This is a genomic window from Xanthomonas cassavae CFBP 4642, assembly GCF_000454545.1.
Taxonomy (GTDB): domain Bacteria; phylum Pseudomonadota; class Gammaproteobacteria; order Xanthomonadales; family Xanthomonadaceae; genus Xanthomonas; species Xanthomonas cassavae.
The window spans coordinates 1,377,477-1,389,149 of the sequence record NZ_CM002139.1 but is presented as its reverse complement, the minus strand read 5'-3'; the positions used below and the strand labels follow the sequence as shown (position 1 = coordinate 1,389,149).

At 65.6% G+C, this 11,673-nt stretch carries 7 protein-coding genes and 2 pseudogenes; 4 read left to right on the top strand and 5 right to left on the bottom strand.

Annotated elements, in window-relative coordinates; translation table 11 throughout:
• Window positions 1-35 precede the first annotated feature (35 nt).
• The 3 genes from XCSCFBP4642_RS0106035 to XCSCFBP4642_RS0106025 all read right to left on the bottom strand — a co-directional run bounded on the left by XCSCFBP4642_RS0106035 (window position 36) and on the right by XCSCFBP4642_RS0106025 (window position 3,950).
• Window positions 36-1,943, bottom strand: coding sequence for a glycosyltransferase family 2 protein (locus tag XCSCFBP4642_RS0106035; RefSeq protein WP_029219012.1), 1,908 nt, complete (start codon window positions 1,941-1,943; stop codon window positions 36-38).
• Window positions 1,944-1,955: 12 nt separating this feature from the next.
• A complete protein-coding gene (locus XCSCFBP4642_RS0106030; protein WP_029219011.1) occupies window positions 1,956-2,981 on the bottom strand; it encodes a hypothetical protein in 1,026 nt (341 codons plus the stop codon).
• 129 nt (window positions 2,982-3,110) lie between these two features.
• Window positions 3,111-3,950 carry a glycosyltransferase family 2 protein gene (locus XCSCFBP4642_RS0106025; protein ID WP_029219010.1) on the bottom strand — a complete coding sequence of 280 codons (840 nt, stop codon included), beginning with the start codon at window positions 3,948-3,950 and terminating at the stop codon, window positions 3,111-3,113.
• 608 nt (window positions 3,951-4,558) lie between these two features.
• On the opposite strand from XCSCFBP4642_RS0106025, the gene XCSCFBP4642_RS0106020 reads away from it, so the two are divergent.
• The 4 genes from XCSCFBP4642_RS0106020 (at window position 4,559) to XCSCFBP4642_RS0106005 (ending at window position 9,526) form a co-directional block, all read left to right on the top strand.
• Window positions 4,559-5,719 carry a phosphotransferase enzyme family protein gene (locus XCSCFBP4642_RS0106020; RefSeq protein ID WP_029219009.1) on the top strand — a complete coding sequence of 387 codons (1,161 nt, stop codon included), beginning with the start codon at window positions 4,559-4,561 and terminating at the stop codon, window positions 5,717-5,719.
• Window positions 5,720-5,748: 29 nt separating this feature from the next.
• Window positions 5,749-7,917 (top strand): TonB-dependent receptor, encoded by a 2,169-nt coding sequence (locus XCSCFBP4642_RS0106015; protein WP_029219008.1) that lies wholly within the window; start codon window positions 5,749-5,751, stop codon window positions 7,915-7,917.
• A gap of 199 nt (window positions 7,918-8,116) precedes the next feature.
• Window positions 8,117-8,692: a nicotinamide riboside transporter PnuC gene (gene pnuC / locus XCSCFBP4642_RS0106010; protein ID WP_029219007.1), complete on the top strand. Its 576-nt coding sequence runs from the start codon at window positions 8,117-8,119 to the stop codon at window positions 8,690-8,692.
• Window positions 8,693-8,797: 105 nt separating this feature from the next.
• On the top strand, window positions 8,798-9,526 hold the full coding sequence (locus XCSCFBP4642_RS0106005) for a UTRA domain-containing protein (protein WP_029219006.1): 729 nt from the start codon (window positions 8,798-8,800) through the stop codon (window positions 9,524-9,526).
• 149 nt (window positions 9,527-9,675) lie between these two features.
• Here the strand turns inward: XCSCFBP4642_RS0106005 and XCSCFBP4642_RS24200 are convergent.
• Both XCSCFBP4642_RS24200 and XCSCFBP4642_RS0105995 read right to left on the bottom strand, forming a co-directional pair.
• A pseudogene (locus XCSCFBP4642_RS24200) lies at window positions 9,676-10,087 on the bottom strand (glycosyltransferase); the annotation flags it as partial.
• 537 nt (window positions 10,088-10,624) lie between these two features.
• Window positions 10,625-11,582 (bottom strand): annotated as a pseudogene (locus XCSCFBP4642_RS0105995) (IS1595 family transposase); the annotation flags it as partial.
• Between the last annotated feature and the right edge of the window lie 91 nt (window positions 11,583-11,673).

Genomic DNA, 11,673 nt, shown 5'->3' with positions numbered 1-11,673 from the left:
CCGGCAGGCCGCTGTCGCGACGCGCGGCAGCCGGCTCACTCTTCGAGTGCGGCGCGGCGCTCGTTTTCCGAATGCTTGCTGATGCCATGCGTGGTCTTCTCCCAGTAAAACGGATTGTGGATCAGCTGCCAGAGCCCCTTGTAGGCGGCGATCGATTGCAACGCCCAATAGAACGGCACCGTCAGCGCATACGGCGCCAACTTGAAGTAGTCGCGCTTGAACGCGGCCACCAGCGTGATGTAGATGAAGAACGCATTGGCCAATAGCAGATTGACCAGCGACACCGCCGCCAGCCACGGCGGGAAGAACCGTTCGAACATGGTGGTGCCGGTAAGCATCCATACCGCATACAGCGCCCACAGCACCGGCACGCCCAGCGCGGTGAAAAATCCGCCGCCGATGAAGAACTGGAAACCCCAGAACCCCTTGAACCCGGTACTGCGATACAGGTGCACCGGGTCGCGCATGTGCACCAGCCAGGTCTGCATGTAGCCCTTGAGCCAGCGCGAGCGCTGCCGGATCCAGTTGGGAATGCTGACGTTGGCTTCTTCGAAGGTGGTGGAGTTCACCACGTTGACGCGGTAGCCGTTCTGGATCAGCCGCACGCCCAGATCGGCGTCTTCGGTGACGTTGTACGGATCCCATGCGCGCACCTGCCGCAACACATCCAGGCGGAAGTGATTGGAGGTGCCGCCCAGCGGAATCGGGATGCGCAGGTATTCCAGCGCCGGCAGGTAGAAGTCGAACCAGAGCGTGTACTCCAGCGTGAACTTCCGCGTCAGCCAGTTTTCGTCGGCGTTGTAGTAGTTCAGCCGCGCCTGGATGCACACCACGTCCTGCTCGGCCTTGCGGAACGCGGCCACCACGCGCTTGAGCTGGTCCGGCTCGGGCTTGTCTTCGGCGTCGTAGATGGTGAGCAGCTGGCCACGCGCAAAATGCAGCGCGTAATTGCAGGCCTTGGGCTTGGTCTTGGGCTGCGACGGCGGCACCCGGATGATTTCGAAGAACGCTTCCAGGCCAAGTTTCTTGGCCGCCTCGATGGTCTCGAAGTCGTCGGCCTCCAGCACCAGCTTCACGTCGAGCTTGCTGATCGGGTAATCCAGCTTGCGCAGCGCGTTGGCCAGGATCGGCAGGACTTCCGGCTCCTTGTACATCGGCACCAGCACGGTATAGACCGGCAGGTCGTCGTCGCGCAGCGCGGCCACTTCGTCCTCGGTGACCTTGATGTCGATGCGGTGGCGCGAGCCGAACCACACCAGCGACAGTTTCAGGCCGAAGGTGGCCAGAAAGCCCAGCGCCACCAGCACGTTGACGGCAATCAGCGCCGGCACCGGAAACACCGCCAGCGTCACCACCAGCAGGGCGGCCAGCCCCCACAGCGTGATCTTCTGCCCGTGCGTGACCACCTGGCGCGCCGAATAAGTCGGCGCATGTGCGGCAAGCAGGTTCAGTGCGTTGTCGGTGAGCTGCTCGTCGGCATGGCGTTGCAGGCTCCAGATGATGTCGAACTTGGCGGTGCCGACAAAGCGCACCTCTTCGCCGTAATGCGCGCGCGCCCAGGCGAACAGCGCCGGGTCCGGGTCGGCCACTGCCAGCACCAGCACGCCATCTTCGCGCCGCCACGGCAGCAGCAGGCGTTGCGCATAGCTGTCCAGATCTCCGGGAACCAGCAGCGCCGGATCCGGCGGCTGCTGTACCAGGTCGACGAATTCCAGCCCGAAGTGCGCCGCCACGATGGCGTAGAAGCGCTGCGCCGGCACGCCGCGCTGGGCCAGGATCACGTCGCCCAGGCGCGAATTCCAGCGCTGCTGCAGCGTCAGCGCCGCACGCAGTTGCTCATCGGTGATGACGCCTGCCGAAACCAGCGCACGACCCAGCAGCCCGCGTTCGCGGCCGATGTCCGGCGCCCGTCCCAGCGCATCCATTTCGCAGGTGACCGTCATGGCGTGGCGTCCTTAGAATCGCCACCAGGCGGCCACGAAGGGCCCGCCTGCGGCACCGGTGTTGCGGCCCATCACCGGCTGCTGGTAACCCAGCTGCCACTGGCTGCCGCCCGGCGCGGTGTACAGCGTGGACAGCTGCAGCTTGGTGAGGTCGTAGTTGGTGCCGGTGGCGACGAAGCCGACGCCGCCGGCCGTGCCGGCCACATCGACGTTGCCACGACCATTGCCCAAGCCCTGGATCACGTTGAGCTCGCCCAGCAGCAACCAGCGCGGGGTCAGGCTCAAGCCCGTGGACGCATCCACCCGCACTTCGTCCGACGCCGCACTGCCGCGCAGGCGCACTGCGCCGCCCAGGTCGACATAGCCATTACGGCCACCCAGCGCGTAGCCACGGCCGCGGCTGTAGCGCAGCTCCAGCCCATAGTCGCCCAGTCCAAGCGCAGGGTCGGAATTGGCGTCAGGATTGTCTGGATGGTAAGTCTTGCTGCGGCCATAGGCGGGAATGCTGACCAGCGCCTGCACCGAACTGCGCCAAACGTCGTCCTGCCCACTTGGCAATGCATACCGCAGACCGACTTCCTGATCGGCAAAGCCGGTCGTCGAGGTCTTTTGCCGCCCGCTGGCGGCATCGTGGTTGCTGAAACCCACATCGGTGAAATAGAAATTGCCGATGAAGCTGAGCCGCTCGGTTAGCCCATGCTCGACATACACATTGAGCTGGTCCTGGCGACTGCGCCCGTTGCCATCGAATTGCTGCCCATCGCCAAAGGTGGTGCGGTGATGACTGTCGTCAAACCATCCGCGACCGTCGCTATGCAACGCCTTGACGATCACCAGCGTGTCGCCTTCCGGTTGGGTCCACGCACCAGCCATGGCAGCACCCGGCAGCGCACAGCCCAGGGCAAGGACCGACGCTGCGGCCAGTGGCAGGCGGCAAGATGGACGACGGGTGCCGGTCGTGCAAACAACCGAACTGGACTGCAGGCAGGCAAGACACGACTGACGTACCCGCAAGCGCGGGTCGTTCTTTGGAGACATTTGTACGATTCCTGATGGGGGACCCGTTAGGGACAGGAAGCACGGGCTGGATCACACTTCGTCGCGCAACGTATCACAGCTGCGAACGCGTCCCCATCACAAATTTATCACCGATTTAACGCGCGGAAGTCATTTCGCACGTAACAATCTGGGCACCTGGACGGCTGCATGGGTCCAGATCGCCAGCCAGACGCCAACCCGGGTCGGCAGGCGGCGCTGGCCAGCCTCGAACTTGCGAAAATACCGCCACAGGCCGCGATGCTTGTGCCATTCCACGAAGAATGGCCGGGCACGGCTGGAGACACCGCGCACATGCACCACCTGTAGATCGTTGGCCACCGCGACCAGCGCACCGGCCTGGCGCGCGCGCCGGCACAGGTCCAGATCCTCGGCATGCAACCGGTAGTGGTCATCCCAGCCGTCCAGCCGGTCGAACAGGCTGCGCTGCATCAGCATCAATGCGCCGGAAATAGCATCCACCCGCTGCAATGCCGTGGACGGGTCGGCCGGTACCGCCAGTTGGGCGGCGGCACGCGGCGCACGCAGCATCGCCGCAAAGTCGGGGTCGCGCCGTCGCACGGCCGCATCCGGCCGGCCCTGTTCGTCCACCTGTTCCACTCCCAACAGCACTGCGGCGTGCCCGGCGGCACGGGCGCACAGCTGCGCCAGCGTGTCGGTCTCGACCATCAGGTCCGGGTTGATGAAGACCAGCCACGGGGCGTGCGAGTCGCGCGCGCCCTGGTTGCAGGCGGTGGCAAAGCCGGGATTGTCCGGGTTGGCAATGAAATGCACGCGCGCATCGGCCAGGGCATGCCGCTGCACCACGTCCAGGGTGTCGTCGCTGGAGGCGTTGTCGACAACGCGGATTTCGCTGATGCCCTCGGCCGCACGCAGCCGCGACAGGCAGGCATCGATGGTGCTGCCGCTCTGGTAGGTCACGACGACAGCGGCGATCTGGACAGGGGTCATCCGCGCATTATCCGGTGGCGAGGCGTGCGCGCGCCATGGCATGCGCATCGAGCGCCCACCCGGCGCTCAGGTGACCCTCCGGGCATCTGCACGCAGCACAGGGCGGTCCGGCGGCATTCCAACCAGCGCTTGGATGGCACGCCCGTGGCCCGACAAATTCACTGACGCCAAGCAACCTCGTTGCCCGCGACACAGTACCGCACGACGCGCCGCCACGCTTCAGCCACCCACCGCGCCGGCCCGGCCACCCCGCGAACCGTCGACGTCAGCGCCCGGCTTCTTGGCAGCGCCGACGGGACGCCGGCATGGCGGACGGCATCGGCAGCGGGCATACTGCGCGCCCGACAGCGGCCCAGCGACCTGCGTCGGTGCCGTTCGCGGCGCAACCCCACACTCGATTCCAGTGATGACAGCCAGCAACCGCGTGGTTTGCCGCTGCCTTTTCACCTGTTGCCTCGCGGCGGCCTGATGCGGCCAGCGCGGCAACGACGGCCCGGCAGCGCCGTCCTTCGTTTCACCGGCCGGCGCACCGGCCTGGCTGATACGCCTCCATCGCGCTGGTCTATACCACTGGCGATTCCTGTAGCGCGCCCGCCATGGGGTGCCCGATGAGTGCCACCCATCAGGTCCACGGCATGAGCCTGGGGCTGGCGCTGCCGGACTGGCCTGCCCTGACCGTGGACGAGATCCAGCGCGTGCTGCAGCGGTTCGCCGGCATCGGTGGTGGCGAGGTGGTGCGCTGGCATAGCGCGCGTCCGTTCTCCGCAGCGGCCTGCGTGCAGACCGCCGCCGGGCCGGTGATCGTCAAGCGCCACCATTGCAGCGTGCGCAGTGCCGCGGCCTTGCGTGAGGAACACAGCTTCATGGCGCATCTGCGCTGGGCCGGCGCACCGGTGGTGGAGGTGTTGCATGCGGCCGGCGGCCAGACTGCGCTGGCGCAGGACCAGTGGGTCTATGAGGTGCAACGCGTCGGCGCCGGCCAGGACCTGTACCGCGACGCCTTGTCGTGGACGCCGTTCGCCGACCGTGCCCATGCGCAGGCGGCGGGCGTGGCGCTGGCACAACTGCACCGCGCGGCGCAGGGCTTCGATGCGCCGCCACGTTCCACCAGCGTGCTGGTCGCCAACCTGCAGCTGTTCGCGCAGGCCGAGCCACTGCTGGCGCTGCAGCGCACGCTGCCGACGCGGCCGCACCTGGCAGCGGCCCTGCAGCGCTTTGCATGGCAACGCGACCTGGCCACCCATCTGCTGCCCTGGCATGCCAGGGCCTGGCCGCTGCTGTCTGCGCCGGGTGCGATGCCGCCGCTGTGGACGCACGGCGACTGGCATGCGTCCAACCTGCTCTGGACCACCGACGCCGACGGCCACGCCACGGTCAGCGCGATCTTCGACTTCGGCCTCAGCGACTGCAGCAGCGCGCTGTTCGATCTGGCCACCGCCATCGAACGCAACCTGGTGCCCTGGCTGCAGCTGGATGCCGGCGCGCGCGCGCGGCCCGAACTCGCCCAGCTCGATGCCTTGCTCGACGGGTACGCCCTGCACCGCCCGTTGACGGGGGCGCAGCTGTGCTGCCTGGCGGCGCTGTTGCCGATCGTGCATGCGGATTTTGCGCTGAGCGAGATCGAATACTTCGCCGGCATCACCCGTTCCGCCGACAACGTGGACATCGCCTATCACCGGTACCTGCTCGGCCATGCGGACTGGTTCGCCAGCGCCGATGGCCAGGACCTGCTCGCGCATCTGCACGCGCGTGCGCGCCGCTCGCCATGAGCGCTTTCTTCTTCTCTCGAGTCTTTCGCATGCCTGCATTGCGCCCCACCCTGCTCTCCCGCTGCCCGCTCACGCTCGCACTGACGCTCTGCCTGGCCGCGCCAGCGCTGGCACAGCAACGCCCCGACGCCGACGCGGTGGAACTGGACGCGGTGACTGTGCGTGGCGAACGCAGCGACACCGCCACCGCACTGGGCGGCTTCGGCGCCACCGGCCTGCTCGATGCGCCCGCCTCGATCGCAGTGATCGAGCGCGGGCAACTGCTCGATCGCCAGACGCGCGTGCTCAGCGAGGTGCTGCGTGCCGATGCCTCGGCCGGCGATGCGTATGCGCCGATCGGCTACTACGAAAACTTCGTGGTGCGCGGCTATTCGCTCAATGCCGCCAACAGCTACCGCATCAACGGGCTGAGCGCAGTGGGCGAGCAATCCATCGCGCTGGAGAACAAGCAGCAGGTGCAGATCCTCAAAGGTCTGGCCGGGCTGCAATCGGGCGTCAACGAACCGGCCGGGCTGATCGACTACCGCACCAAGCGCCCAGAGCACGTGCGCAGCGTGACCCTGGGCACCGACGAGCAGGGCTCGCGCTACATCGCCGCCGATCTGGGCGACTGGTTCGGCGCCGAGCGCAGCCTGGGCCTGCGCGTCAATGCCGCGCGCGAGGACATCAACAGCTATGTCGACCACGCCGACGGTTATCGCAATTTCCTGTCGCTGGCCGGCGACTGGAAGATCACCCCGCAATCGCTGCTGCAGCTGGACGTGGAATATCAGCATCGGCAACAGCGCTCAGTGCCGGGCTACCAGCTGCTGGGTGGCACGCAGGTGCCACGCGACATCGAGGTGCGCCGCCTGCTCGGCTACCAGCCGTGGGCACGTCCGGTGGAAATGGATACGCTCAACGCGCAGCTGCGCTATGCCTACCAGTTCAACGACGAGTGGCGCGCCACCGCCGAGGCGTCGCGCAGCCGTTCGGTGATCAACGATTTCTCTGCGTTCGCCTGGGGCTGCTATGGCGCGGCCAGTTGCGCCGACAGCGTCACACCGAACTTCTTCAGTGCGCAAGGCGAGTACGACGTCTACGACTACCGCAGCCCCGACGACACCCGTGTGCACGATCAACTGCGCGCCACGCTGGAAGGCCGTGTGCTCACCGGCACGCTGGATCACCGCCTGAGCATCGGCGGCGACTGGCTACGCCGCACCATCGACCGCTTCGGTTCGGTCAACGAATTCGTCGGCAGCGGCAGCATCGACCGCGACCCCGAAGTGTTTGCACAGACCGATGTCGCGCTGGACCCGAAGCAACGGCGCCTGGACAGCCGCCAACGTGCCCTGGTGGTCGCCGACAGGATTGGACTGGGTTCCCAATGGGAGCTGTCGCTGGGCGCGCGCTATGTGCGCCTGGACGAGCGCAGCTTCGACCGCGATGGCGTGCTGGAGCGACGCACGCGCAAGGACACGCTGCTGCCGCAGGCCGCGCTGCTGTTCAAACCGCAGCAGCAGGTATCGCTGTACGCCAGCTACGCCAAGAGCCTGGCCGCCGGCGGCACCGCCCCGTGGTTTGCCGACAACGCCGATGAGATCCTGCCGCCGACCAATGCGTACCAGCTGGAGACCGGCGCAAAATTCGATTTCGACGGCCTGCGCTTGGGCGCGGCGCTGTTCGACATCCGCCAGGCCTACCAGTTCACCCAGCCGCAGGCCGATGGTGGCCTGCGCTATGTGCAACAGGGCCGCCTGCACAACCGTGGACTGGAGTTGTCGGCCGATGGCGCGGCCACCGCGCAGCTGCGCATCTTCGCCAGCGTTGCCGCCATCCGCGCCCGCGCCGAAGACACCGACATTGCCGAGTACGAAGGCCACCAGGCCATCAACGTGCCCAAGCTGCGCGCCAGCCTGCAGGCCGATTACAGCGTGCCCGGCATCGATGGCCTGGCGCTGCTGGCAGGCGTGCAATACAGCGGGCGCAAGTTCGCCGACCGGCTCGGCAACGCCAGCGTGCTGGCCTACACCGTGGCCAACCTGGGCGCGCGTTACGCCACTGCACTGGGCGGGCTGGCCACCACCTGGCGCCTGAACGTGGACAACGTGTTCGACAAGCGGTACTGGCGCGATAGCGGCGAATACCAGGGCGATGCCTATCTGTTCCCGGGCGCGCCGCGCACGGCGCGTCTGACCGTGCAGCTGGACTTCTAAACGCAGCCGATGCGGCCATGCGATCCGCTGACGTGTGAGCTGCATGGGTTACGCGACAGCGGTGCTGCGCGGGCCGAGTGCGCTGCAGGTCACGGCTGCAGGCGATGAACGCGCTCGGCCTGCTCGCACGCTCGCGTTGAACTGTTCTGGGTCTCTGCCCTCGATCCCTCTTCCATCAGACATCCTCCCCAGACCTTCCATGTCCTTGCTCGAATCTGCCGCCGTCGTGATCAACCTGTTCGGTGTCTGGCTGACCGCGCGGCGCATTCGCTGGTGCTGGCCGGTCGGCATCGTGGCGGTGGCGCTGTATGGCTGGCTGTTCTATCAGTGGAAGCTGTACTCGGACATGCTGCTGCAAGGCGTCTACGTGCTGACCCAGCTGTACGGCTGGTGGCAGTGGCAGCGCGGGATGGCGGCACAGACGCGCATTCGCCCTTTGCCGATGCCGCAGGCGGAGCTGTGGATCTCGCTGTGCATCGGTGCCGTGTTCGCCGCCGCGCTCGGTGCCTACATGCATCACCGCACCGATGCCGCACTGCCGTGGCTGGACGCGGCGTTGGCCAGCTTCAGCCTGGTCGCCAGCGTCTGGGCCGCACGCAAGCGCATCGCCAACTGGATACTGTGGGTCGTGCTCGATTGCGTCTACGTGGGCGTGTTCGTCAGCAAGGGGCTGTATCCCACCGCACTGCTGTATGCAGGCTTCGTGCTGCTGGCGCTGTATGGATGGCGCAGCTGGAAAACCCAACAGCAGCAGAACCCGGCAGGCCTTGCCTGAGCCACCTGCGGTTTGCGGGCGCGTTCTTCTTTACCATCGCCGCATGCACCTCTCTCATCTGACTGCCTTGCACCTGCGCCGCAGCCACCGTCGGCGGATCGCCGCATGAGCGCGTCGCGCCAACACGCCATCACCGAAATCGTCTCCGCGCAGATCGCCGCCGGCGAATGGGGCCCGGATCAGCGCCTGCCGGTGGAGCGCGAGCTTGCCGAACGCTTCGGTTGCACCCGCATCACCTTGCGTGAGGCCTTGCAGCAACTGGAAGCGCAGGGCCGCATCTACCGCGAGAACCGGCGCGGCTGGTTCGTCAGCGCACCGCGCGTGCGCTACGACCCCACCAGCATCGCCGGCTTCATGCAGTACGTGGCGGCGCAAGGGCGCAAACCGCGCACCGAGCTGTTGAGTGCCACCCGGCAGGCAGCGGGGCCTGCCTACGCGGCCGCGCTACGGCTGGAGACGCCGTACGAAGAAGTCTTCGTGCTGCAACGCCGGCGCTGGATCGACCGCCGCGCGGTGCTGCTGGAAACCAACGTGGTGCTGGCCGCCTGGGCGCCAGGCCTGCTGGAGCACGACCTGGCCGGCTCGCTGTCGAGCGTGTTCAACCAGAAACTCGGGCTGTTCCTGAGCCGCGCGCAATTGTCGATGCATCCGGCCGGGCTGGACGCCGCGCAAGCCCTGTTGCTGCAGTCCACTACCGGCACACCCTGCTTCCGGCTGCAGCGGATCAGCTTCGCCGAAGACGGCCGTGCAGTGGAGCTGGATATCGAATCCTGGCGCCACGATGCACTGGATGTGGTGGTACGGACCGAGGCACCGATGCGGTCGGCGCTTTAGCGCCGGGACTTGGGATTTGGGGATGAGGGATCGACGCACAGCATTCAGCACTTTTCTCGGTGGTGCTGGTGCCACGCATCATTGCAACGTGATTCCTTTCCATCGCTGCGACGGCCCGACAAACCTTGGCAGGCGTGTTCGCAAGACGCCTATGAATCGAACAGCGTGCGCTGTGGATCCGGCGGCGGCAGGTTGGCCAGCAGCTGGCTCAGCTGATCGCGCTGCGCACGTGGCGGGTCGTGCATCAGGAAGCCGGCTAGGCGGGCGTGCCAGGCCGGCCAGCGGGTGGCCAGGGCATTCATGTCGCCATCGGCCGAGCGGCCTTCGTTCGGCAAGGCGACGAAGGCGGTGTCGCACAGCACATTGCGCCAGCGCAGCGGCACCGCGTGGCCGATCGCCGATGGCAGCTCCGGGTGCAACGGCGGCATGGCTGCACAGGCAGCGGCCAAGCATTCCGGCGCGTCCGGCAACAGATTGAGTTCACCCAGCCGCGGCCAACTGCAGGGTTCGCCCGCACGTGGCGATGACAATTGCAGCATCGCGTGCAAAACCTGTGCTCAATCAATTCGCGACTAGGGCTGAATGACGCTTACACTCTTCTTACAATCAACAACCGCGCTGGCCGCCCAAAGCTCAAGAGGAGGATTAGGCCTCCAAGTGCTATAACCCTTCAGCACACATTCTGAATATCCTTCAGCATGAGCCGCAGCCTCAGAACGCATCACTGCGGTATCGACTGCACTACTTTCCGTACGAAGTGCATTATCAAATAATGGATCAGTTGCCCCTGAGAAAGTAAAGGTAACCACCACCGGAATGTATTGACCAGGCTTTGTACAATTCACACTTGCTGAAGCAGCATAATATGTATTACGCGGTTGGTAGCTGTAGCCTGACAAAGCACAGTTACCATACATTTCTGTCCATGCCGACTGTATAGCAGCTACCGCAGCCCGTTCAACCGCTCTAGCCGGAGTACCCCCATAAACCGAATCAGAAGTTCCAGTAAAAACTCTCCTGATTAGCCCCGACTCTCAGCCATGAAAATTGCTCGCTGCACGTAAAACCGGCTCTGGGCATGGTGTGGATTGCATCATGGCCGTGGCAAGTCGTGGCAGCANAAAACCGGCTCTGGGCATGGTGTGGATTGCATCATGGCCGTGGCAAGTCGTGGCAGCATCTCGCGCAAGCGGAATCGACGATTAAAACGATAGGCCGCTTCTCCCAGGTAACGCCTTGCGTATTTGCCTTGCGCGATGGCGTGATACACGCCACTGATGGCGCGTTTGAGATTGCCCAGCACCACGTTGAGCCAACGTGCACCGGCCGTTTCGGTCGCGGCACGACCACCGCCAGTGTCCAGCGTGGTGTGCGCGTGGCCGGCGTCTTCTAGCCGGCGGAAGCAGGCCAGCCCATCGGTGTAGACCTCGCATTCGGGCGCCAAGCGACGGGCAATCCAGTCCTGCAGCGAGGTGTTGTCGAAGCTGCGCACCGGCTCGATCACCACAAAGCGCGGCGCGGTGAAGGTGGCATCGGTCTGCACCGCAATCAGGAACGCTTGTTTGTTCTCCGATCCGCGTCCGGCCTTGCCACCGTTACGCTCGCCGCCGAGATAGGCATCGTCGATCTGCACGAAACCCGCCAGTTTCCGCATGGATTCGCGCTCGGCCATAACCTGCATGATCTTGTGTTTCATCCGCCAGGCCGTCTTGTAGTTGACGCCCAGATGCCGCATCAACTCCAGCGCGGCCATGTTGGTTTTGGTCGAGGTCAGCAGGTGCAACGCCAGCATCCAGGTGCGCAGCGGCAGCTTGGTGCCTTCGAACATCGTGCCTGCAATCAGGCTGGTCTGATGCCGGCACGCGCTGCATTGGTAGTAGATCGCAGCACCCCGCTTGAAACGCGAGCGCACGCGTCCGGCACAAACAGGGCAACGAAAGCCTTGCGGCCAGCGCCACTTGTAAAGCGCGCGATAGCACTTGGCTTCGGTGCCGTAGGACGCGAAGAACTCAGGCATCGACAATCCCGCTTGGAACTGCACGGCATTGATACTCATCACGCCACCTCGTTGGCTTCAGGTGACAGCAGCATCCACCCAGCGCGGCGCAGATCCTGCGACAGGCGGCTGATGGTCAGGGCTAATCAGG

What these genes read in the sequence shown, in the direction of transcription:
- XCSCFBP4642_RS0106035 (WP_029219012.1), bottom strand. Translation starts at nt 1,943, where the DNA reads ATGACGGTCACCTGCGAAATGGATGCGCTGGGACGGGCGCCGGACATC.
- XCSCFBP4642_RS0106030 (WP_029219011.1), bottom strand. Translation starts at nt 2,981, where the DNA reads ATGTCTCCAAAGAACGACCCGCGCTTGCGGGTACGTCAGTCGTGTCTT.
- XCSCFBP4642_RS0106025 (WP_029219010.1), bottom strand. Translation starts at nt 3,950, where the DNA reads ATGACCCCTGTCCAGATCGCCGCTGTCGTCGTGACCTACCAGAGCGGC.
- XCSCFBP4642_RS0106020 (WP_029219009.1), top strand. Translation starts at nt 4,559, where the DNA reads ATGAGTGCCACCCATCAGGTCCACGGCATGAGCCTGGGGCTGGCGCTG.
- XCSCFBP4642_RS0106015 (WP_029219008.1), top strand. Translation starts at nt 5,749, where the DNA reads ATGCCTGCATTGCGCCCCACCCTGCTCTCCCGCTGCCCGCTCACGCTC.
- pnuC (WP_029219007.1), top strand. Translation starts at nt 8,117, where the DNA reads ATGTCCTTGCTCGAATCTGCCGCCGTCGTGATCAACCTGTTCGGTGTC.
- XCSCFBP4642_RS0106005 (WP_029219006.1), top strand. Translation starts at nt 8,798, where the DNA reads ATGAGCGCGTCGCGCCAACACGCCATCACCGAAATCGTCTCCGCGCAG.